Genomic DNA, 23,248 nt, shown 5'->3' with positions numbered 1-23,248 from the left:
TTCAAGGCGATGAACGAGATCATAGACCAAAACCATTTCATTACACAAAGTGAAATCAATAAATTTCTATTGGCTACCCTGCTTTGTGGCTTAATCGGAGCAGAACGCGAGTACAGAAGTAAATCTGCCGGACTCAAAACCATGATGATGATTGGTTTGGGCGCTACCTTATTTACCATCCTGTCCATTAAAATTGGCCCAACCAGTCAAGACCGCATTGCCTCGAACATTGTTACTGGAATCGGTTTCTTAGGCGCTGGGGTAATTTTTAAGGAAGAAAACCGCGTTAAAGGGCTCACCACCGCTTGTATCATCTGGATTGTTGCTGCAATTGGAATGGCCGTAGGATCAGGTTATTACGAACAGGCCATAGGGGTAACCATTGTGGTTTTATTGGCGTTGATTATTTTCCCTTTTTTAGAAGAAATTGGCGACCGCCGTTTTACCAAAAGGCTTTATCGCATTGTTAAAAAACAGCATACCCATGGCAATTTAGAAAGCTATGAAGAGGTTTTCCGCGAAAGTAAACTCAAACCACAACGAGGAAAACACCAATTGGTAGATAATATTATCACCGGAAACTGGGCGGCTACAGGCACGCCTAAAAATCATCAGAAATTTGTAGAGCGCATGCTTAAAGACGATGAAATTATTGAGTTTGATTTTTAACCGAGTCGAACAAATCTATTTTTTGGGCTTGTAAGGCTAGTTTTTTCTCTTCCATGACTATTGTATCCGACCAAAGGTCGTGCCACGGTGCACAAGGATTACCCAATGCACTAAAGGCATTGAACGGGATAGCTCTTATAATATTCCGGACAAATGCTTTTTGAAAAGTAATGTCGCTACCATCAGGATTTACAGCTCTTGTTCCTGTAATTAACTTTCCAATCGATCTTCCGTTAGACATTGCTTCTGTCATAAACATTACAATACCATAAAGTAATAAGGAAATCAAGCGGCCTGATAATCCATCAAAACTGTCTAAAAGTTCCGGCTTAACGATTCCAAGAATAATTGCAATGCCAAATGCTATGATGTAAAAAACAACTAAATCGATAAGATAATTAGTAAATCTCTTTCCCGTAGTTGCCCGACAGTATTGTAAATCAATTTCTTGATAGTTATTGTTGAAGTCCATTTTAGAGCTTTTAAATTAGATCTTTTTAAGGTAAAATATTTTCACCATGGGCCAAAATTAATTTATCCAAAATCATAAAACAATCATAGCTTTGTATAACTATATTCATAATGATCAAGGAACAGATTTCAGTTTTCGATATTTTTAAAATAGGCATAGGCCCATCCAGCTCACATACCCTAGGCCCATGGCGGGCCGCACAACAGTTTACAGCTTCGCTTGCTCAAAACAATTTGATTGATGAAATTGAGGGTATAAAAATATTGCTTTATGGTTCGCTTGCCAAAACAGGTAAAGGCCATGGAACTGATGTAGCTATTCTACTCGGTTTAACAGGAGCCGATCCGGTAACTTTTGATGTTGATGCCGTTACCCCTACTTTCGAAAGCATCCAAAGAGATAAGAAATTAAATCTTGCTGATCATTTAATTCTTGATTTTGATTACGATAACGACTTGCTTTTTCTTTTTGCCGAAAGTTTGCCCTTTCACCCAAATGCGGTTACTTTTCAGGCATTTTTAAAAGATGGAAGAGCATTTTCAGAAACCTATTACTCTATTGGTGGTGGTTTTGTGGTAAAAGAAGGGGAAGACAATAGTAAAAAACCACAGGTAGACCTTCCCTTTCCTGTAGAAAAAGCAAAAGACCTTTTACACTGGTGTTTATCTACAGGTTTAAAGGTGAGCGAAATCGTAATGGAGAACGAACTGGCCTGGCGAACCGAAGCAGAGACAAAAAAAGGCATCCTGCAGCATTTTGCGGTTATGCGCGACTGTATTTATCGTGGCTGTCATACCACAGGGTTTTTACCAGGCGGTTTAAATGTGGCGCGAAGGGCATTTCCGCTAAATAAACGGTTAATTGGTAAAAGTGAATATTCAGATTATAATAGCTGGGTAGAAGCCATTAGAAAAGGTGGAAACGGTTTTAATTATACTTTAGACTGGGTAAGCTGTTTCGCGCTGGCTGTTAATGAAGAAAATGCATCTTTTGGTCGTGTGGTAACTGCCCCTACCAATGGTGCTGCAGGCGTAATTCCAGCCGTATTACAATATTTTATTACCTTTTGTGATGGTTACAGTGAAGAAAAAATCATCCAGTTTATTGCCTGTGCTTCAGAAATAGGCAGTATTTTCAAAAAAGGGGCAACAATATCAGCCGCTATGGGTGGGTGTCAGGCCGAAATTGGCGTTTCCTCGGCCATGGCTGCAGCAGCGCTAACGGAGTGTTTAGGCGGCTCACAAAGGCAGGTTTTAATGGCTGCAGAAATTGCCATGGAACATCACTTGGGTTTAACCTGCGATCCGATTGGTGGTTTGGTACAGATCCCTTGTATCGAAAGAAACACCATGGGCGCTATTAAAGCCATTACAGCCAGTCAGCTAGCCCTACAAAGCAATCCTGATAAGGCAAAAGTAAGCTTAGATGCAGTGGTAAATACCATGTGGGAAACCGCCCTAGATATGAATGCCAAATACAAAGAAACATCTGACGGAGGATTGGCAACCAATATTCCGATCAGTTTGCCAGAATGTTAATTCAACATTGTTGCAATAAAATGACCGATGTTATCGATTTACTGCAAATTTTCCGGCGCCAAATCAACAAGTATTTTTACATTCGCTGAATTATTAATTATTCATAAAAAAATGATCAACTACACAAAAATCAGTGTGATTGGTTTGGCTTTGTCGTTATCTATATCGGCGACTTATGCACAAGACAATCTCGTTAATTCTTTAAAAAACAACCAAAGCGAAAACAGTGCTTCTTCTTTTAAATTTACTGAAGTGATTAACCTGGCCAATACACCAGTTCAAAATCAAGGATCTTCAGGTACTTGCTGGAGCTACTCTACCAACTCATTTTTAGAATCAGAAATGATTAAAGCGGGTAAACAGCCAGTAACGTTATCTCAACTTTTTTCGGCCCGTAACGCTTATGTAGAAAAAGGTAAAAATTACGTGCGTATGCATGGTGCGGTTTCATTAGGCGATGGCGGTGCTTTGCACGATGTAATCAACATGTACAGAAAATACGGTGCAGTTCCGCAAGAGGTATATACCGGATTAAATTATGGTACTAAAATCAATAAAACTGCAGAACTTGGCGATATCGAAAAAGGTGTATTAGAAGCGGTTGTAAAGAATGCAAATGGTGAGTTAACCCCAAACTGGTTAAAAGCCTATACTGGTGTAATTGATGCTTATTTAGGTGCTGTACCAGAAAACTTTACCTATAATGGCAAAAAATACACGCCAAAAACTTTCGCTCAGGAAGTGGTGGGTTTAAATGCCGATAACTATGTAGAACTTTCATCGTTCAACGATCATCCTTTCTATAGCAAATTTACTTTATTAGTACCTGATAACTGGTCTTTCGATCAGGTTTATAACGTTAAAGTAAACGAGTTAACAGACATCATCGATAACGCTTTAAAAAGCGGTTACACTGTTGCATGGGCCACAGATGTAAGCGAAAAAAACTTCAGTTGGAAAAACGGTGTGGCTTTTGTTCCACAAACACCTTTCGCTGACATGACAGTGAAACAGAAAGCAGATATGTTTAACGGCCCGCAGCCAGAGATGGAAATTACGCAGGAGAACCGTCAGCTTGCTTTCGACAACTATCAAACAACAGATGACCATGGCATGCACATTGTTGGTTTAGCCAAAGATCAAACAGGTAAAGAATATTATATCGTTAAAAACTCCTGGGGTGCGACTAACGATTATAAAGGATACTTTTATGTAACCAAAAACTACGTAAAATATAAAACAACAGCAATTTTATTAAACAAAGCAGGTATTCCATCTGCAATTTCCAAAAAATTAGCTTTGTAATTAACCTAATCATTCAAGGAGCCGCAGAAGAAATTTTGCGGCTTTTTTGTTGGAGTTTAACCGCAAAGGGGCGCCAAGGTTTTCGCAAAACCTAATGGTCGTCACCCTGAATTTATTTCAGGGTCTATCCTAGCAAGAAAGATGCTGAAACGAGTTCAGCATGACGATCGTGGTAAGAAATTGTGTTAAAACTGGTCACGGCGGATAAATGTTAATCAAACTTAAGCGCATAAGACTTCCTCTGCGCTCGCATACTTTGTGTTTAAAAACCGAGATAATTTTAAACCAGTCCTGAATAAGTCAGCACCAACCACCATAAACCCGTGGTGATAAAACACAATAAAATTCCGGTTCCAACCACCAAATTAGAAAGCTTCGGATTAAGGTTATACTGATCGGCTACTACGCCAGCCGTTACCAATGTTGGCATAGCCATTTCGAAAATCGTTATTTTGGTAATCATTCCACCCATACCTAAAACAAGTGCCATAACCAAAACTATCAACGGCGCTAAAATCAGTTTATACAATAAAGCAAAACTAATGTGTTTCAATTGGCTAAACCAACCGCCAAATTTTAGCTGTAAACCTATTGAAAACAATGCCAATGGGCCAACCGTACCCGCTAGTTTTTCGAATAATGGATCCAGTGAAGAAAGGTCAATAAAATGAGGGAGGGTCAGCGCTAAAAAACAACCTATAAGCGGCGGAAAGGTCATTACTTTCTTCAGCACCAATTTCGGGCTTAACTGTTGATTCTGCGAGGATCGGATGGCTACAATAATGCCAATGGTAGATAAAAGCATAAAGGTAACCTGATCGCAGATAATCGCGACAGCCAGTTCTTTTTCGCTAAAATAAGCCACAATTAAAGGAAACCCTAAAAATGAAGTATTACTTAAAGAACTGGTTAGTTTTAATCCGCCAGCAGTAGATTTGCTAATATTCTGGATGCGACTGTACAGGGTAATAAATAACCAACCAAATAGCCATACACAAATTGGTGCCAGTACAGGAAAGAATAAATCCTTAGTCCAGGTAATGTGTGGCAGATATTTAAAAGAAACTGCTGGTAGCGCGATATAGATAATCCAGGCATTAATGCCTTTGTGCACATCTTTGGGTAGCGATTTGCTTTTTCTGAAAAAAATCCCGGCTAAAATGCATAAACCTATAATAATGAAGTTTGCCATTGTTAGCGCAAAGATAATTTATAAAAGAAAAACGCCAATAAGAAATGCACTTATGGCGTTTTAAATAATTTATACAGAAGGTTTTGGTTTTTTCTTTTTGTTCCAAACCTTTTTCTTGCCCTTATGTTGAGGTCTCTTTTCTTCCACATGGGTAATTTCCATTGCAGCTATGCTTTCTGGTAGTGGCACGCGGGGAACTTCCTTCTCGATTAATTTTTCGATATTATCGAACTTGCGTTTATCTCTTCCGTTAACCAATGTAATGGCCGTTCCTTTGGTTGCAGCTCTTGCCGTACGGCCAATACGGTGTACGTAATCAGCCGGATCGCCAGGAACATCATAATTGATTACCAAATCGATTCCTTCTACATCGATTCCGCGCGATAACACATCAGTTCCGATTAAAATTGGTAATCTCCTGTTTTTGAAAGCCAGTAAAATATCTTCGCGTTCTTTCTGCCCCAAATCGGAGTGAAAAGCTTCGGCTTTAATGCCCAATCCTTTAAAAGTTTTATATAAAGCTTTCACTTTTTCTTTGGTCGAAACGAAAATAATGCTACTCTTATATTGTCCGCTTTTAAAAATATCGGTTAATAAGGCCTGCTTCTGTTGGTCGTGAATATTATAGGCCTGTTGATCGATCCCTTCAGCAGGTTTAGCGATTGAAATGGTAATCTGCTTCGGTTCGTGCAAAATCTTGCCCGCCATGGTCCTTATTTTCGGCGCCATCGTAGCTGAAAATAAAAGCGTTTGCCTTTTCTTTGGCAGGTAGCTGATGATGCGGATAATATCATCATAAAAACCCATATCCAGCATCCTATCCGCTTCATCTAAAATTAAATGCTGCAAATGTTCCAGTTTTAACACGCCTGAAGATAAATGTGCCATTAGCCTGCCCGGAGTGGCAATAATAATATCTACACCATCGCGCATAGAACGTTTTTGCTGTTCATAAGCGATACCATCGCCCCCACCGTAAACAGCCAAAGAACTGATATTGGTAAAATAAGCCAATGCTTCAACCTGTAAATCAATCTGTTGTGCAAGTTCGCGTGTTGGAGCCAATATCAAGGTATTGTTGTGCCTATCGGCGGCCTTGCTAATTTTATCCATTACGGGTAAAAGGTAGCTGGCGGTTTTTCCTGTACCGGTTTGAGCGCAGGCAATCAGATCATGATTATCTAAAATTACCGGGATGGCTTGTTCTTGTATTGGAGTAGCGCTTTTATACCCCATGGCCATTAAGCCCTCGTATAAATCGGGGTTAAAATTAAAATCGTTAAAATTCAATCTATTGTGTTTATGTCTTTTAGCAAAAGTACCTTAAAATACCGCTAATAACAAACCGCATTTTAATATCGATGTGTTAAATGATTTTGAAGGCTAAATGTGCAACGCTTTAAGTGGCAAAAAATAAAAAAGCCCCGGTCGTTATAAACAACCGGGGCTTGGAAATTATAATAGACGAAACTTAGTCTACCAGAATATCTTTCTCTGGTGTATTCGTTTCAGGGTTTTTAGGTAGTGTAACCTTCAAAATTCCATCAGCATAACTGGCCGAAATATTTTCTACTAAAACTTTTCCGTTTAAGCCAAAAGCCCTTTCGAAAGTGCCGTTGCTATATTCTCTCCGGCTATACTTTTTTGCCGAATCGGTTTCTTCTTTAGCTTGGTAAGAAATGGTTAATACATCATCTTTAGTAACCACCTTTAAATTTTCTTTTACCAAAGCCGGTGCAAAAAGCTCAATAATAAAGCTGCTTTCTGTTTCTTCTATATTAGCGGGCACTTTTCTAAAGCCCTGGTTAAACATGGCGTGTTTGTGGTGACCGAAAGGACCACCAAAGTGCCTTCCAAATCTTCCGTCTCCTGCGCCAAAGCGACTATGCATCTTGCCCGAATGGCATCTATGTTCGTTGTACATTTTGTTTAATTTTAATTGTTATTTATTGTGTTAATTTATTGGCTTAAGCCAATATTAGTTGTAAGCCGCCTGCTCCGTTTTAGGGATACCCAATAGCTGTGTAATGATATTTGCATAGGGATATGATGGCGAGAAAACGGCGTAATCAAATTTTAACCCCCTTATCTGAACCAAAATATCATCGATAAATTTCATTGGCTCAAGCAGTGCGCTGATTAATCCCGATTTAGGTTTCTCTTCTTCATCCATCTCCTTTTTCCCCTGAAAAATATTCAGTTCCTGATTGTAGGCTTTAAAGTTTGCGCCGATTTGTTCTATGGGGGCTTTAAACTCATCTGAACTAAAGAAGGTTACCTTCTCCCCTCGCGTAATCAGTTCGTTTGCCATACCCAAAATCGGACTAACATCGGCCTGAGATGGATCGCTTAAAAAAAGTATCTGTGACATAACCTTATCTATTTACTTTGTTTATACTATCAACAGGGCCAATCACGATATTATCCATTTTTCTGCTGTGGTGACTGTAACTATGGTTCCTATGATATTCTTGCTGGCAATCATCACGAGAATGCCTGTTTTTAAAATCTAACCGATCGCGGTATCCATTCTGAACGGCCAGTACATTTAAGCTGTAAAAGGTTCCTGCGGCAACAGCCAATGCCAATAATATTCTAAATGCTCTCATAGCGGTTAATCATTTACGTTAATGTTGTTAACTGTTCCACTGCCTTGTACGGTTGGCCTATACCATTGGTTATCTATCGGCACAATTGGATTGTAATGATTCTCGAAACCGTTAAAGCGGTTATGGAAATAATGGTGGCGCCTACCGATAAAAATCCTGAGCATTAAACCGATCAGCATGATGGCCAATATAAATTTGAACACAAATGGTATGAAGAAAGCGACTGCACCAAGTACAATCCCGAATCCTATGGTTTTTAATATCTTTTTCATTCCTTATAATTTTAAAGCATGGTAATCAATTCACCGTAAATGAGTTGAGTTACCAACACTGTTATTTTTGTTATTTATATAGGAAGACGGAGCAACTTTATTTTTACTTTAAATTATTTTGATTTTTTATTTCCTAAAGAATTTTGTCATCCTGAATGCAATGAAGGATCTTTTTAAATGGATTAAACACTTGTTCGGCGAGCGACCAACTGACAGGATCTATAGGTACTCGTTCATCCTTTCGTTATGTCATCCTGAGCGGAGTCGAAGGATCTTTTAGTAGTTACCATTTCGGTCGGTGAGACACCAACCGATAGAATAAGTAGAAAAGTCGTTATTAGTATGACCGTTTAAAAAATCGACCGTCATTTCGACTGAAGCGCAGCGAAATGGAGAAATCTGTCTTGATAGATCTCTCCACTCCGCGTTGCTGCGGTCGAGATGACGATTCGCGGAGAGGCTTTCACGATGTTCAGAATAACGGAGAAATAGATAAAACAAAAAAGCCCCGAATTAATCGAGGCTTCCTAATTATTCCTTATTGCGGTGGTGGCCCCACCCGCCACATCTCCGTTTATATTCTTCTTTGAATTTCGCTCTTTCCTCATCGTTCATTGTCTCCCATTTAGCACGCATGCTCCTTGCCCGCTCACGGAAACCATTATGTCCTCCATGACCACCTTTATTAAAGTTCCCAAAAAGCAACCTGCACAGCACAAGTAAACCGAGGGCTTGCCAATAATTAAGTTTGCCTGCATGTGCCGCCTCAGGTAAAATCCAATTCCATAAAAACATAACCACATAACCCAATACCGCTGCAATAAGCACCGCCACGGGTAAAAAGAAAATAAATTTCTTGCGCCGATTAAAATTTCTATTCATCATGTCTGCAAATTTAATAGTTAATAAATTCCTGATATAAATTTTGTAAACGGTTACGCAGGTGTTTTACCGCATAACCCTTTCTTGATATTAATGTTTTGATATTCTCTCCACTTTCATCCGCCAGTTCCTGAAAAGTGCGTTCTTCCAATTCGTTCTGAACAAACACGTAACGCTGATTCTCAGGCAGTTCTTCCAAGGCCAAAAACAGTTGATCCCAGAATAGTTTTTTTAAACTTTCTTCCTCTGGTGAGTAAGCCTCGGCAAGTAAAATTTCTTTAAAATTGATTTCGCCATCTTCACCTTCGAAAGTGAAATCTTCTAACGATTCTTCTTTTTGTTTACGGTATTTATCGGTGATCTTATTTCTTGCCACCCGATACAGCCAGCCACTAATCTGCTCAATAGCACCAGCTTCGGGTTGATTGCTGAGCTGAAACCATACATCCTGTAAAATATCTTCCGCATCCTCATCCGTATTCACCCTTCCACGGATGAAACTGAATAAGCGCTTACCATAATTGGCAACCGTTGAAATGATATTTTGAGGTTCGTTTGTTGGCACTAAATTTTGCTTAATAACCCAGTAAACGGATGAGCCTCAATATTACTTTAAATTTTCTTTACTTTTTTCAGAAAACCGACATTTTAGATTCGAACAGTCTAATTTTTAGCGACTTATAATGATCCTTTTTTGAGCAATCCTTTGTACAGTTTTTGATAAGTCGGTACAACAATACCAAGTTTTTCGGCTTCGCGTACAATGTAGCCTGTTAACGACTCCACTTCTGTTTGCTGTTTCTGATTGAGATAATCGCGGTGCATGGATGAGGTAACCTCGTAGGGCATCGATTTCATTGTATTTAATGTTTTGCCCGAAATATCATCACTAATGGTTACGCCTTTAGCCAGGGCAAGGTTTTTCACTTCTTCAATTAACTCCAGAACAGTTTCAAGGTGCTCTTCCAATACCTTTCCGATAGTGCTATCGAAATAGGATGTGGAAGTAGCTGTAGGAGAAATAAATATAAATTTTTCCCAGATGGCGGTAGAGATTTTATCCGAAACCGTTACATCGGTTCCCGCATCAAACATTAAATCTTTTAGCTGTAAAACCTCATCACTAAGTGGTCCATCCATACCAAAAGATAATTTTTGAATGTTCCCTGAATTTTCAATTATACCTGGCGATTTAATTTTGGAAACGATAAATGCACAACCTTTTAAAACATTTGCATGGGGCAGGATTTCTAAAATTTCATCACTTGCACTAACACCGTTTAAAAGTGGCAACAATATCGTACTATGGTTGATTAAGGGCTTTAACTTTTCGATGGTTTGTTTTAAATCGTAGCTTTTCGTGCAGATTATAATATAATCGGCCATGCCAATCTTACTATAATCATCGGTAGCCAAATAGGGCTCAGTTACAAAGCTATCGTTTCCTTTTATAACGGTTAAGCCCTTATTTTGTATCTCCTTTAAATGTTCGCCACGGGCAACAAAAACAACTTCTACATCATTTCCGCTGGTGTATTTCTTAGAAAGTAAGCCCCCGAAATATCCACCTACGCCACCAATTCCTACAATAACAATTCTTGTTTTATTTAGCATGTTAATCTAAATATGATAAACAGATTATTTCAATGCACCCGTTGGGTTGTTGCCTTTATCTACTACCATTTTAATATTTCCGTCTAAATCAGAAACATATATTTTGCTATGCGTAAAAGGTTTTTCAGCTCCACTATAAAAAATCCGATCATCGGCTGTAAGAAAAACATAAGGAACGTTTATACCTTTAGGCGAAATCCGCTGTATTTTTTTACTGGCCAGATCTAAAACATAAACGGCTTCACTCGGTCCTGTTAATCCGTCTAAAACATCTGTATTTCCCGCATTAAAAATTAGTTTTGTCCCGTCTTTTGTATAAAAGAAACGGTTGCTACTTGCAATGGAAAATTCTTTTCCGATCAAATCAATTATCAATTTAGTATCGATTAACTTTCCGGTACGATCAAAGGTGTAAAGGTTGGTAAGATCCTGTCCGATGATTTCCTTTTCATTTTTCCAGGTTGGCGCATAAACATTTATTTTAGATGCACTATCGAGCATCACATATCCCGAATTATCGGTTTTAATTACACCGATCTTCCATAGGTTTTTACTGTTAAAAATATTGAAAGCAATCGCAGTTCCATCAGCCGACCACATGGCCTGATAATAATTATTGCTATTTACCTGCAATTTCCCCTGGCTTTTGTTTTCCATGTCGGCAACCCAAACTGATCTGTTCCCGGCCGAATCGCTCAGGGTATAGGCCAGTTTATTTCCATCAGGAGAAATAGCCGGATCGGTGGCACCGCCGAACGAAATCTGTTTCATCGTATCGATACTCGTGGCTACAATTTTATCTCCATCCTGATAGGCCAATGCGAAATTTTTACTGCTTAAAGAAACAGTATCTAAAACGGCTTTAGTATTTTCTGCCTCAGATTTATTGCTATTGCAGGAAATAATTAATGCAACGCAGGGAATTAAAATAGAAACTAATGTGGTGCTGATTTTCGTCATGTACAATTTTACAAATAGTTTTTGTGTCTGCGGTTTTTGAAGGGAAGCAGAAGCTATATTTTACTTAATACAAACTTTGTGTTGGTCGATTCTATCCTTCGCTCTGTTTCCTGTCTCCACGAGCCACAATCAATACCTACACTTAAATCTAATTCAAGTCTGTGAGGACACAGACCGGGGAAGAAGGACACAGACCTAGGCAATTGATTTCTTTCCGCCGTGGTTCGTGTCCTCACGAACCACAATTACACAGATTAAATCTTTTTCTTATCCGCGTAACCAAATACTTTTTGCAACAAGGTTGTACTTCTTGAGCTTAAGTTTCCCCTGATTTTGAGTTCTTCCTTCGCAACTTCAACAAATAAACCATCTATCGCTTTTTGGGTAACGTATTCGGTTAAGTTGGTATTTACAGGTTTTACCAAAGGCAAACGGTTGTATTGTGTAGTTAAGTCGCTATAATATTTGGTGGCATTTACCTTATTTAAACTTGTGGTTACAATTGGACTAAATTTTTGCATCAGCTGAGAAGTAGTTACCCTTTTAAAGTATTCGGTAGCTGCGTCTTTGTTTCCCAAAAGAATATTGGTGGCATCGGTTAATGTCATTTGTTTAATGGCTGAGATAAAAATAGGCTTTGCTTCGGTAGCAGCATCTTCCGCGGCACGGTTTAAGCTCACAATCACATTATCGCAAAGTTTGTTCAAGCCTATGCCGCGCAATGTCTTCTCCACTTTTTGTGCTTCAGGAGGCATCAAAATTTTAACCGCCAGGTTGCCTAAAAAGCCATCTTTAAGCGAAAGCCTGTCGGCACCTGCAGAAACACCAATTTGTAGCGCTTCCTTAATCCCCTGTCCTATTTCAAAAGTAGATGGCGTTCCGGTAGCGGCTGTGGTAGTACCCTGTTTCTCGGTTACTTTCTTAAATATATCACTCAGTTTAATCTGTGCGCTAACATTTAGGCTTGCAAATACCAGCATGGCCAGTGATGCCGATAAAATATTGATCTTTTTCATTTTGTGTGTTTAATCATGTTCAGCAAAACAACTGCCATACTTTTTTATTTACCCTCAAAGATAAGCCTTTGCACATGGCAACAATGTTAAACCGCTTAAAAAGATAGTGAACAAGGTAAAATATTTAGGACCTTCTCTTCCTAAAAAATTAGTTTATGTGCCATCACTCAGAAATATTTTTTATACTTGAAAGATAATTCGAAATAGCTGCCATTTTTTTGAGGTTTATAAAAAACACAGCTGGGAACGCCCAGCAAGAAGACGCCAAACTGATTGCCGAGTATAAAAATACGGGCGATTTAGACGCGTTGGGTACGCTTTACAATAAATATATGCATTTGGTGTTTGGGGTTTGCTTAAACTATTTCAAAGATGAAGAGCAAAGCAAGGATGCGGTAATGCAGATTTTTGAAGAACTGGTAACGAAGCTGAAAATACATGAGGTACAGAACTTTAAAAGCTGGCTTCATGTTTTAACACGGAACCATTGTTTAATGGCATTACGGAAATCGGCCAAGCAAAATAATGTCTCATTAGACGATACTTTTGTGGAAAATAGCGAGTTTGTGCATCTGGATATAGACAACACAAAAGAAACGCAGCTTACCATTATGGAAAAGTGTATGGAAACTTTACCTGAAGAACAGCGAAAAAGCGTAGATTTATTTTATTTACAAGAGAAATGTTATAAAGAAGTGGCCGATATTACGGGCTACGACATGCTTAAAGTTAAGAGTTACATCCAGAATGGTAAGCGGAATTTGAAGATTTGTATAGAGAAAAACAGTAGTGAATAACGATTGGTTAGATATTGATGTTCTGGAAGATTACCTGGATGGTAAGCTTGATGCTAAAGCTATGCACTTTGTAGAAAGACAGGCTTTGGAAGATCCTTTTGTTGCCGAAGCATTAGAAGGTCTGAAACAATCGCCTAAACGCAAGCAAACACTTTCTATTTTACAAAAACAACTTTACGACCGTGTTTCGGAGAAACCTATAAAACGCAAACTTTGGGGCATTACTACTCAAAGGTTAAGTATTGCAGCAACAGCAACAGTAGCCTTTATTGCGGTAAGTATTTTATTCTTTATGCGCGAAACCAACCGCCGAAACGCAGAAATTGCAGCACACAAACAAGGTGGTGTAATGGTTCAGTTGGATAGCACAACAGCAATTGCGTCTGCGAAACCAAAAGAAGATACCGTAGCACAAAGTACCACAAGAGCAGCATTAGTTGATAAAGCCATTACAGCAGCAAAAACGGGTGATTTGGCAAAAAACACTAAAACGAGCCCTGTTGTAGAACGTGCAGAACAACAAATTGCCGAAGCAAAAGCTGTTTCAGATTATAATCGGGCTAGAGCCGCAAAAGCAGAAAGCCTTGGCGCTTACGCTTATAAAGCAAAGACAGAACAAAGTGCACTTAATGAACCTGTGGTGGCTGCAACACCTGCTCCGGCATATGGCTCGAGTAAAATCGCGTTTAGTGGCAATGTTGTAGACCAAAGCAATGGCCAACCTGTTCAGGGTGCTGTGGTAAAGTTAGCCGGTTCTAAAAATGTAACCGCAACTGATGCTAAAGGTTATTTCTATTTACCTGCTGATAGCAACGCAAAAGATAAAGACTTATTGATTAACGCCATTGGTTTTAAAGAATTGCCTGTAGCTGGCCTGCAAGATCCTAATGCAATTAAAAGTGCTTTAAGTGGGAATAAATCGCTAAATGAAATTGCATTAATTACAGGTTCGAACGGTCATAAGAAAGAAAATATTGCTGCACCAAAAATCACATTGCGTGCAGAACAAAACCTGGATGGGAAATCAGCTGATAGCATTACGAAACCTGTTCCCGTGTCTACCATCAACTATAGTCAATACTTAGAGAATAATAACAAACTTTATAACCCTAAAGGCCCGGAACAATTTGTAATTTTAAGTTTCAAAGTTAAAAGTAACGGACGGCCAACCAATATCAGCGTTATAAAATCACTGAACAAAAAAGCTGATGCGGAGGCAAAACGACTGATTCAAGAAGGCCCAGATTGGGTATTGCCTAAAAACGGAACTGATTTAGTAGAAATAAGCGTTAAGTTTTAATTTTCAGCTATTTATTACGGGCTCAGCGAACGCTTTCTTGTTCTCCTTATAAAGAAGGACTTCAGGCACCTAATATTTCCCTAAGACCCTAAGAAACTACATTTCTTAAATTCTTTCGTATGTCAGTCTGGACGTAGTTGAAGAAAACCACAGAGAACATAGAGAAAAAGCAGAGGACATGGAGTTAGGCCCAAGAGCTCGGTGTTACTCCGTGTAAAAACTCCGTGGCCTCTGTGGTAAACACCATAAACCTAAATGCGCTCTGTGGTAAAAAAACTAACACCAACAAAAAAGACCAAGGCAATTAGCTTTGGTCTCTTAGGTATATTAAAGGATTCTGTTTTTATTTTAAGTAATAAATCACTGCATAAATAATGGCCGCTAATGTAGCTGAAACCGGAATGGTTAAAATCCAGGCCCAGATTAAGTTGATGGTTACTCCCCAACGTACTGCAGAAACGCTTTTTACTACACCCACACCTACAATCGAACCCGTAATGGTATGCGTTGTAGAAACCGGAATACCGAAATGCTCTGTGATACCTAAAGTTACCGCTCCAGCACCTTCTGCAGCAACGCCTTCCAGCGCGGTTACTTTGGTGATTTTGGAACCCATTGTTTTAACAATTTTCCAGCCGCCACTCATTGTACCTAGCGATATTGCCGAATAACAGGCAATTGGCACCCATGCAGGCATAGCTTCGAAATTAGGAATTACTTTTGAAGCAATTAAAGCCGTTGCAATGATTCCCATTACCTTTTGGGCATCGTTACCTCCGTGAAAGAAACTTAATGCAGCAGAAGAAAGCAATTGCAGGCGTTTAAACCATTTCTCAGCAGTTGCAGGCTTAGCATAACGACAGATATTGATAATAATCAGTGTTAATACAACTGATATCACCATACCGATTATTGGTGCCAGTACAATGAAAGAAACAATTTTTATTACATAACCCATGTTTACAGCATCAAGCGGACTAGCGCCTATAAGTAATGCATGTGTCATACCTGCACCAGCAAAACCTCCAATTAAGGTATGTGATGAACTTGAAGGGATACCATACCACCAGGTTAAAAGGTTCCAGATAATCGCAGCAACTAAACCTGCAAGGATAACCTCTAAAGTGATATAATTTTCAATTACCGTTTTAGCAACTGTATTGGCTACTTTGTGGTCGGTAAAATAAAAGTAGGCAGCGAAATTGAACAGCGCAGCCCACAAAACCGCCTGAAAAGGCGTAAGAACTTTTGTAGAAACAACTGTTGCAATCGAGTTAGCGGCATCGTGAAAGCCGTTAATGTAATCGAAAGCAATAGCCAGAATTACAACAACAACCAATAAGGTAGTTACCATGTTTGTTTTTTATTAAGCGTTTTTAACCAAGATAGTTTCAAGCACATTCGCCACATCCTCACACTTATCTGTCGCTTTTTCTATCGTTTGTAAAACCTCTTTTTGTTTAATTAATTCAATCGCATTGGTTTCGTATTCGAATAAACGGGCTACCGCTAATGTAAATACATAATCAGCCTGGTTTTCGCCACTGTTAATACGAATACAAGCATCGGCAATTACGCGGATGTTTTTGAAACTGCGTAATTCTTTAATTGCCTTATCAATATCGGTACACATTTCTACCAAAAGCTCGGCAATTTTAACAATCGGCTCGTTAATGGTATTCATGTTATACATCTGCATACGGTTTGCAGTACCATAAATATAATCGGCAACATCATCAACGGCAGTAGCCAGTGCATGGATGTCTTCTCTATCAAATGGCGTAATAAAGTTCCTGCTCAGTTCAAGAAAAATTGAGTGGGTAATATCATCACCTACATGCTCCAGGCGCTCAATTTCTTTAAAAATTGTTTTTCTGCTTTCCGCATCACCTGTGCTAACCATTTCTAAAAGGGTTTCTGCAATTTTTAATGCATTGCTACCTGCTTGTTCGAAAAGCGGATGAAACTTTTTGTCTTGAGGTGTAAAGAACTTAAAAATATTGTTCATGTTAATTTTTAATATGTTGCAAAGCTACAAGCCCAATGTTAAGTTAATGTTAATTTATTAATTATATTAACTAATTATCGCCTTATTTAATCAGGCCTGGCTTATTTCAATAGTTTTAGGTATCTGACAATGAAATAAATAGGTTATCAACAGTGGTAAATTACTTTTCGGAACGAAATCAGATGCCATATTTTCCGGGTGTTCCGTGTTTCCGTGGCAAAAATTGAAGAATGATGATCAAGGCACTAAAGCTACCCGCCTTTTTGTAGTGTAAAAGCAAAGGTAGTACCTATGCCAGGCGTACTTCTTACCGAAATGGTTTGTTGATGTGCCTCTAAAATGTGTTTTACAATGGCTAAACCTAAACCCGTGCCTCCAACTTCTCTCGCCCGGTGGGTATCGATGCGATAAAAACGTTCGAACAAGCGTAGCAAATGTTTTTCTTCTATACCGATGCCATTATCGGTAACTTCGATCAAAACCTGATCGTGAAGTTCAAAAATTTTAATAGCTGTTTCGCCACCATCAATTCCATATTTAATACTGTTTACCAGCAAGTTAATCAACACCTGCCTAATCTTCTCGCGATCGGCCGAAACCAAGGTAATGGCAGTATATTTATCTTTAAAAAAGAGTTTAATGTTTTTTGCTTCAGCGCGGTCTTCGAGGTTTTCCATTACCTCTTTCGCCAATTGTACAAAATCGAACTTTTGGTAGTTAATTGGCGATTCGCCTGTTTCTAATTTTGAAATAACGTCTAAATCATTAATTAAATAACTCAGTCGCTCTACATTGTTTTCTGCTTTTTTCAGAAATAAAACAGCCTGATCCGGGTCATCTACCAAACAGTCCTGTAAAGTTTCGATATAACCCTGAATGGCAAAAAGCGGGGTTTTAAACTCGTGCGAAACATTTGAAAGGAACTCTCTTCTAAACTGTTCCTGTTTTTTTAATAAGTCTATTTCTTTTTTCTTTGCGCCAGCCCATTCCTTTACTTCCTGCTCGACATCATTAATCGGATCAGCACTCACATACTCGCCGAGCGCATCTTTTAAATCTTTACCTAATTTAAGGTTATGGATGAGCTTGTAGATAAGTTTAATTTTGGTGTAAATATATTTCTCGAGCAAATAATAAAAAACCAAAAAACTGCACAGAAACGATACGCCAAAAGAAATAGCCATGTAATACAGGCTATGCTGAAAATAAAAATTAACCATCCCGATGGAAAGACCAACGGCGAGAGCAGTAAATAAAACCAGCACACTTAATTTCATGCTGCAATTTAAAGCTTTTTATGTTAAATGTGTGTTAAGAGACCAAGGCTATTGATTCATTTTTTACGGAATGTTAAAAAACAAAAGAGGTTGTATTATAAGTTGTGATTCCATTCGAACTTGTCACGTTGAGCTTGTCGAAACGCTTTGCGAGGCATCTCAACAGGTCCTTCGACAGGCTCAGGATGACAATTCTATATTTATGATACAGCTTCGTTAAAAACCAAAAAAGCTTTCCCTTTTGAGGAAAGCTTTATAAAATACGGTTAAGTATTACTTATTTCTTTGTCGAATCTGTTTTAGCTGGAGTAGAAGCAGCAGGTTTAGTGCTGTTTAAATTTCCGCCAAGTGGAGATGGTGATGGTGTTTTATCTAAACGCTCTTGAATAGCTGAGTTTCCAACTGCTGCAGTACCGCCGCTGGTTTTAGCAATTGTAGTAACAGCAAGGGTTAACACTACGATCAAGGTTAACAATACCCACGATCCTTTTTCTAAAACATCGCCAGTACGTTGTACACCAAACATGTTACTGGTGCCACCGCCTGTAGCTAAACCTCCGCCTTTAGGATTTTGTACTAAAACAAATAAGCCTAAGGCCACACACGCAATAATTAATAAAATGATTAAAAAGGTTACCATGGTAATATTATATTTTAAAATTTCTTTTCTATAGATTGGATAAGGTCGGCAAAGTAACGGCTTTTTTCCGGATATTTCAAACTTAATTTTTTATAAGTATCTATGGCTTTGTGATAAAGCATTTGCTCGATATAAATTTTAGCTAAAGTTTCCGAAACAAGGTCGTAATTGTCTTCTGCACTTTTCTTTGCCTTATTTTCATTGTCTATCTGTTCTGGCTTCGGAGGCTTGATTGTTGGATCTTCTTTCAAAAACCGCTCGATAATTTCGGCCCCCTTTGCATCTTTAATTTCGGCAGAAGGATATTCAGCTAAATGATCGGCTACCTCGAAAGGTGTTTGAATGTGAAAGATATGCTCTACATATTGCTGTTGAAACTCAGCTCTTTCTTGCTGCTGGTTGTTTTGTGCCTGTGGTTTTACCTTACCGGCATTGGGGTGCGCATAAGGCTGAAAAATCTGCTCGTGCTCTTTACGGGTTTTAGCCAGCCACCATAAAAACGTATACGGAAGCTTATCGTCGTTATATTGCGAAACAAAATTCCTCTCCGGCTCATCAGGAACAACCGTTTCAATTTCTGGTGCCGCCGTAACCACATCAGTACTTAATTTCTGTTCAAAGGCAAAAAAATCAGTAGCAGCTACACTTTCAATAAAAGAATCATCATCTGCAGGTAAGTCTATTAAATGACTATCAATACCCGGGAGGTGATTTGGCGTTTCTATAGGAATTATTGGCTTTTCTGAGTGAAGATCTGGAGCTAATTCTCTTATTTCTTCAAAAACGACCTGTTCATCCTGTGTATTTTCAGTAACAACCTCATTAATTACTCCTTCTTCTGTTGTTTCGCGAACTGAAACCATATTTAATATATGGAACAGCACATGCCCCTGGCTATAAAGTGCTGCTTTGGGCACTGCTGATGCATTAGCTTTGGCTAACAGTAAATGAATGGGCTGAGCATATGGAAATTGCACCACCATTTCCTGCAACATGGATACATGCTCTGGTCCAACCTTTCCAGGTTGCTCAAGTAAATCTGCCAGTAGCTTTTTGTTATCCATTATTGAGGTTTGCCGCTAAGTTAAAAAAATGTAGACGGGTTTTGAAAATTTTGTCTTTTAGAATCCTGCTTTATTTACCACTGCGCAAATGCTCGGTTAAAAATATCTTCCGATAATTGTTTGTTGATATTTTCGATAGCCCCAGGCAATAAGCTTTGAATTGGTGCCCCATTGATCGGAAAATCGAAATATCTGGTAAAGCTTTCTTCAAAACTTTCTTTTTCGTGTTCTTTTATATTATTCTTATACTTTACAGAAACGGTTATAGTTAATCTGTTTGCTCCTGAAGTAGGTGTAGGACTATTTTGAAGCGCAACGGGTTTAATCTCATAGCCCGTTATTCTGCCTTCAAACGATGCATCGCCTTCGCCTGTGGGAGAAATAATCAATTTGGTCTGATTACGTATCCGGCTCTTTAACGATTCGGTGATCTGGTTACTTAGCGTTGGTACCACTAATGGTGCATTATTTTCGAATACCCGAACAACCACCGTTTTTAATCCTGTTGTTGATGCCCCACTGAATTTATAAGAACAAGCGTTTAATACCGAAGCAAGAAGGATTAAAGCAAATATTTTAATTTTCATAGATCATTATTGATGCTTAAAGCAATTGTACGTTAAATTATAAATTTAATTCTTTAATTTTTCGGTACAATGTTCTTTCAGAGATACCCAGTTCCTGTGCTGCAAATTTACGCTTACCCTTGTGTTTCTTTAGTGCTTTTTTAATCAGATCTGATTCTTTATCCACTAATGATAAAGATTCTTCTACCTCTTCGGCTTCGTGTGCAAAATAATCAGCATTATTATTATTGTTGTTGATGTTATTATTGCTTGGTGTAGGTTGCTGAATGGTAAAGGCATGCTCTTGCCCTGCGGGCAGTTCTACATCGCGGTAGAGCTGATTGATATACTGCGGATTATCTGCCAAAACGGTAGCGGTATTTCCGCCGTGCTGAATAATTTCGGCAACGAGTTTTTTAAGCTCAACCATATCTTTTTTCATATCGAAAAGTACCTTGTACAAAATATCTCTTTCTGTAAAATCTTCTTTCGACTGCGCATTAATCGCCATTGGCAGGTTACTTCCAGCCTCGTTCGGGATATAGTTTAAAATGGCTTGTCCGGTTACATTCCGGTCTTTTTCCAATACACAGATCTGCTCGGCAATATTTTTTAACTGACGAACATTACCCGGCCAGCTATAATTGGTTAAGATCTGAATGGCATCTGGTTCCAAATGCAATGCAGGGCTACGGTATTTATCACTAAAATCGGCAGCGAATTTTCTGAATAATAAATAAATATCCTCTTTACGCTCCTGCAAAGCCGGTATGCGCAGTGGAACAGTATTTAACCTGTAATATAAATCTTCGCGGAATTTTCCGTTTTTAACGCGGTTATACACATCAACATTGGTTGCGGCAATAATGCGGACGTCTGTTTTCTGAACTTTAGATGAACCTACACGTAAGTATTCGCCACTTTCCAAAATACGCAGTAAACGTGCCTGTGTACCCAAAGGCAGCTCAGCAACCTCATCTAAAAAAATGGTTCCGCCGTTTGCTACTTCAAAGTAACCTTTACGTGCTTCATGTGCACCTGTAAAAGATCCTTTTTCGTGACCAAACAATTCAGAATCAATGGTTCCTTCAGGAATGGCGCCGCAGTTTACAGCAATAAAAGCACCGTGTTTACGGGCACTCATTTGATGGATAATCTGCGAGAACACCTCTTTACCACTACCACTTTCGCCTGTTATTAACACCGACATATCAGTTGGTGCTACCTGGCTTGCAATATCGATGGCACGGTTAAGCAGTGGCGAATTGCCAATAATACCGAACCGTTGTTTAATATTTTGTGTATCCATTCTTTAGATTTGAGTATTGAGATTTGAGATATTAGACCTTACGCCTTTTGCCTTCTACCCTCCACCTTTTTTTAAACTATTTTACCAATTAACGTAGCAGATGTACATTTTTCGATAAATACATTTGCATATTGGCCTGGTTTAACGCCTTCAATTGCAGGAAAAATGGCCATAGCTCCGCTATCCCCTCTTCCGCAATAATCCAGATCTGATTTTTTAGAAGTGCCTTCAATTAAAACACGAACGGTTTTACCCACCCACTCTTGTAAGCGCATTAATGAATGTGCCTGTTGTTTGGCCAAAATCTCAGCTAAACGGCGTTTTTTCACTTCTTCAGGAATATCATCTTCTAATTTACGCGCTGCTAAAGTTCCTGGTCTTTCAGAATAAGTGAAGTTATAGGCAAAATCATACTCCACGTAATCCATCATACTCAGGGTTTCCTGATGCTCTTCCTCTGTTTCTGTGCAGAAACCGGCAATAATATCGGTAGAAATTGCGCAACCCGGGATAATGTTGCGGATGGCATCAATACGGTTAATATACCATTCGCGCGTATAAGTCCTGTTCATTAACTCCAATATGCGGGTATTACCCGATTGAACAGGTAAATGAATATAATTACAGATGTTATCGTACTTAGCAATGGTATGTAAAACTTCGTCGGTAATATCTTTTGGATGCGAAGTGGAAAAACGCACCCTTAAATCAGGGCTAACCAAAGCTGTTTGCTCCAAAAGTTGTGCAAAGTTTACGGTTTCTGTTCCATCTTCTGATGTCCAGGTATATGAATCTACATTTTGGCCTAAAAGCGTAACCTCACGGTAACCAGCTTCAAATAAACCTTTTGCTTCTTCTATAATAGAGTGGGCATCGCGACTGCGTTCGCGGCCACGGGTAAAAGGAACCACGCAGAAAGAACACATATTATTACAACCACGGGTAATGGAAATAAAGGCGGTGATTCCGTTGCTATTTAAACGAACCGGACTAATATCTGCATAAGTTTCTTCACGGGATAAAAGTACGTTAACCGCTTTATGTCCACTTTCTACCTGCTCAATTAAGTTAGGTAAATCGCGGTACGCATCGGGCCCTACAACCACATCGACCAACCGCTCTTCTTCTAAAAATTTAGATTTTAAACGTTCTGCCATGCAACCTAAAACCCCAACAATTAATTTCGGGTTGCGGCGTTTTTCGACACCAAACTGCGACAAACGGTTCCTAACCCTGGTTTCAGCGTTTTCACGGATAGAGCAGGTATTGATGAAGATTACATCGGCCTGATGATAATCCCCTGTGGTTTCAAATCCTGTTTCAGAAAGAATAGAAGCAACAATTTCACTATCAGCAAAATTCATTGCACAACCATAACTTTCGATGTATAATTTACGGGCATCGGCTTTAATTGGTGTATCTAAAATTAAAGCTTCACCTTGCCTGGCTTCATCGTGCGTCTTATCCTGTACTTGTAAATCAATCATTATTTAAAAACATTTTGGGGATTGCAAAAATACATAAATAAAATTAAAAGTGACAAATTGACATATTTTGTTTAAATGTTTACAGTACGATTATGATAAGACAGTTAGCAGCCCCAATTAATCCATATTTTATATCGTAGAATAAAAAGATTTTTGGAAATGTATGGTTCTGTTCCCGTGGAGGGCTTCAGCCCCAATTGAAAAAATTGTGGCATCCCGCTAAGGTCGGGTTTAGATTACAGCTGTTCCTGCTACTATGAGGGGTTTTCCA

At 38.9% G+C, this 23,248-nt stretch carries 25 protein-coding genes; 5 read left to right on the top strand and 20 right to left on the bottom strand.

Annotation, left to right across the window (positions count from 1 at the left end; genetic code table 11):
* Positions 1-9: 9 nt before the first annotated feature.
* A complete protein-coding gene (locus tag AC1RJ8_RS11450) occupies positions 10-669 on the top strand; it encodes an MgtC/SapB family protein (protein WP_492953921.1) in 660 nt (219 codons plus the stop codon).
* Here the strand turns inward: AC1RJ8_RS11450 and AC1RJ8_RS11445 are convergent.
* Entirely contained in the window at positions 650-1,141 is a 492-nt protein-coding gene (locus AC1RJ8_RS11445; protein ID WP_492953920.1) for an RDD family protein, read from the bottom strand. The genes AC1RJ8_RS11450 and AC1RJ8_RS11445 overlap by 20 nt on opposite strands.
* A 110-nt stretch (positions 1,142-1,251) precedes the next feature.
* On the opposite strand from AC1RJ8_RS11445, the gene AC1RJ8_RS11440 reads away from it, so the two are divergent.
* Both AC1RJ8_RS11440 and AC1RJ8_RS11435 read left to right on the top strand, forming a co-directional pair.
* Entirely contained in the window at positions 1,252-2,679 is a 1,428-nt protein-coding gene (locus tag AC1RJ8_RS11440) for an L-serine ammonia-lyase (protein ID WP_492953919.1), read from the top strand.
* Positions 2,680-2,790: 111 nt separating this feature from the next.
* On the top strand, positions 2,791-3,984 hold the full coding sequence (locus AC1RJ8_RS11435) for a C1 family peptidase (RefSeq protein WP_492953918.1): 1,194 nt from the start codon (positions 2,791-2,793) through the stop codon (positions 3,982-3,984).
* 280 nt (positions 3,985-4,264) lie between these two features.
* On the opposite strand, the gene AC1RJ8_RS11430 is transcribed toward AC1RJ8_RS11435, so the two are convergent.
* From AC1RJ8_RS11430 to AC1RJ8_RS11380, 11 genes are all read right to left on the bottom strand, one after another.
* The gene (locus AC1RJ8_RS11430; protein ID WP_492953917.1) at positions 4,265-5,176 is read right to left on the bottom strand and encodes an AEC family transporter; all 912 of its coding nucleotides are present in this window, start codon (positions 5,174-5,176) and stop codon (positions 4,265-4,267) included.
* A 69-nt stretch (positions 5,177-5,245) separates the two neighbouring features.
* A complete protein-coding gene (locus AC1RJ8_RS11425) occupies positions 5,246-6,466 on the bottom strand; it encodes a DEAD/DEAH box helicase (protein WP_492953916.1) in 1,221 nt (406 codons plus the stop codon).
* A 181-nt stretch (positions 6,467-6,647) separates the two neighbouring features.
* Complete coding sequence (locus AC1RJ8_RS11420) at positions 6,648-7,100, bottom strand: Hsp20/alpha crystallin family protein (protein ID WP_492953915.1); 453 nt, start codon at positions 7,098-7,100, stop codon at positions 6,648-6,650.
* 54 nt (positions 7,101-7,154) lie between these two features.
* Positions 7,155-7,547, bottom strand: coding sequence for a hypothetical protein (locus AC1RJ8_RS11415; protein ID WP_492953914.1), 393 nt, complete (start codon positions 7,545-7,547; stop codon positions 7,155-7,157).
* A 4-nt stretch (positions 7,548-7,551) separates the two neighbouring features.
* Positions 7,552-7,785: a hypothetical protein gene (locus tag AC1RJ8_RS11410; RefSeq protein WP_492953913.1), complete on the bottom strand. Its 234-nt coding sequence runs from the start codon at positions 7,783-7,785 to the stop codon at positions 7,552-7,554.
* A gap of 5 nt (positions 7,786-7,790) precedes the next feature.
* A complete protein-coding gene (locus tag AC1RJ8_RS11405; protein WP_492953912.1) occupies positions 7,791-8,057 on the bottom strand; it encodes a hypothetical protein in 267 nt (88 codons plus the stop codon).
* Between the two features lie 531 nt (positions 8,058-8,588).
* Positions 8,589-8,942, bottom strand: a complete 354-nt coding sequence (locus AC1RJ8_RS11400; protein WP_492953911.1) for a hypothetical protein — start codon at positions 8,940-8,942, stop codon at positions 8,589-8,591.
* Positions 8,943-8,952: 10 nt separating this feature from the next.
* Positions 8,953-9,504, bottom strand: a complete 552-nt coding sequence (locus AC1RJ8_RS11395) for an RNA polymerase sigma factor (protein ID WP_057933206.1) — start codon at positions 9,502-9,504, stop codon at positions 8,953-8,955.
* Positions 9,505-9,617: 113 nt separating this feature from the next.
* Complete coding sequence (locus AC1RJ8_RS11390; RefSeq protein ID WP_492953910.1) at positions 9,618-10,553, bottom strand: ketopantoate reductase family protein; 936 nt, start codon at positions 10,551-10,553, stop codon at positions 9,618-9,620.
* Positions 10,554-10,577: 24 nt separating this feature from the next.
* Entirely contained in the window at positions 10,578-11,513 is a 936-nt protein-coding gene (locus tag AC1RJ8_RS11385) for a hypothetical protein (RefSeq protein ID WP_492953909.1), read from the bottom strand.
* 254 nt (positions 11,514-11,767) lie between these two features.
* Positions 11,768-12,529 carry a DUF4197 domain-containing protein gene (locus AC1RJ8_RS11380; RefSeq protein ID WP_492953908.1) on the bottom strand — a complete coding sequence of 254 codons (762 nt, stop codon included), beginning with the start codon at positions 12,527-12,529 and terminating at the stop codon, positions 11,768-11,770.
* Between the two features lie 218 nt (positions 12,530-12,747).
* Between AC1RJ8_RS11380 and AC1RJ8_RS11375 the strand changes: the two genes are divergently transcribed.
* Positions 12,748-13,326, top strand: a complete 579-nt coding sequence (locus tag AC1RJ8_RS11375; protein WP_492953907.1) for an RNA polymerase sigma factor — start codon at positions 12,748-12,750, stop codon at positions 13,324-13,326.
* Entirely contained in the window at positions 13,319-14,626 is a 1,308-nt protein-coding gene (locus tag AC1RJ8_RS11370; RefSeq protein WP_492953906.1) for a carboxypeptidase-like regulatory domain-containing protein, read from the top strand. Before AC1RJ8_RS11375 ends, AC1RJ8_RS11370 begins: the two co-directional genes overlap by 8 nt.
* 343 nt (positions 14,627-14,969) lie before the next feature.
* On the opposite strand, the gene AC1RJ8_RS11365 is transcribed toward AC1RJ8_RS11370, so the two are convergent.
* The 8 genes from AC1RJ8_RS11365 to miaB form a co-directional block, all read right to left on the bottom strand.
* Positions 14,970-15,980: an inorganic phosphate transporter gene (locus AC1RJ8_RS11365; protein ID WP_057933200.1), complete on the bottom strand. Its 1,011-nt coding sequence runs from the start codon at positions 15,978-15,980 to the stop codon at positions 14,970-14,972.
* Between the two features lie 12 nt (positions 15,981-15,992).
* A complete protein-coding gene (locus AC1RJ8_RS11360) occupies positions 15,993-16,634 on the bottom strand; it encodes a DUF47 domain-containing protein (RefSeq protein ID WP_029274248.1) in 642 nt (213 codons plus the stop codon).
* A 251-nt stretch (positions 16,635-16,885) separates the two neighbouring features.
* Positions 16,886-17,911 carry a sensor histidine kinase gene (locus AC1RJ8_RS11355; RefSeq protein ID WP_492953905.1) on the bottom strand — a complete coding sequence of 342 codons (1,026 nt, stop codon included), beginning with the start codon at positions 17,909-17,911 and terminating at the stop codon, positions 16,886-16,888.
* Positions 17,912-18,188: 277 nt separating this feature from the next.
* A complete protein-coding gene (secG, locus tag AC1RJ8_RS11350; RefSeq protein ID WP_108197142.1) occupies positions 18,189-18,551 on the bottom strand; it encodes a preprotein translocase subunit SecG in 363 nt (120 codons plus the stop codon).
* 14 nt (positions 18,552-18,565) lie between these two features.
* A complete protein-coding gene (locus tag AC1RJ8_RS11345) occupies positions 18,566-19,615 on the bottom strand; it encodes a DUF8458 domain-containing protein (RefSeq protein WP_492953904.1) in 1,050 nt (349 codons plus the stop codon).
* A gap of 74 nt (positions 19,616-19,689) precedes the next feature.
* Positions 19,690-20,202 carry an LptE family protein gene (locus AC1RJ8_RS11340; RefSeq protein WP_492953903.1) on the bottom strand — a complete coding sequence of 171 codons (513 nt, stop codon included), beginning with the start codon at positions 20,200-20,202 and terminating at the stop codon, positions 19,690-19,692.
* Positions 20,203-20,239: 37 nt separating this feature from the next.
* Positions 20,240-21,490 (bottom strand): sigma 54-interacting transcriptional regulator, encoded by a 1,251-nt coding sequence (locus AC1RJ8_RS11335; RefSeq protein WP_492953902.1) that lies wholly within the window; start codon positions 21,488-21,490, stop codon positions 20,240-20,242.
* A 71-nt stretch (positions 21,491-21,561) separates the two neighbouring features.
* Complete coding sequence (gene miaB / locus AC1RJ8_RS11330; protein WP_492953901.1) at positions 21,562-22,977, bottom strand: tRNA (N6-isopentenyl adenosine(37)-C2)-methylthiotransferase MiaB; 1,416 nt, start codon at positions 22,975-22,977, stop codon at positions 21,562-21,564.
* Positions 22,978-23,248: the final 271 nt, after the last annotated feature.

It is taken from the genome of Pedobacter sp. GW822-FHT03F06, assembly GCF_058801365.1.
Note: the sequence above shows the minus strand (reverse complement) of the source record. Positions and strands in the feature narration are given on the sequence as shown.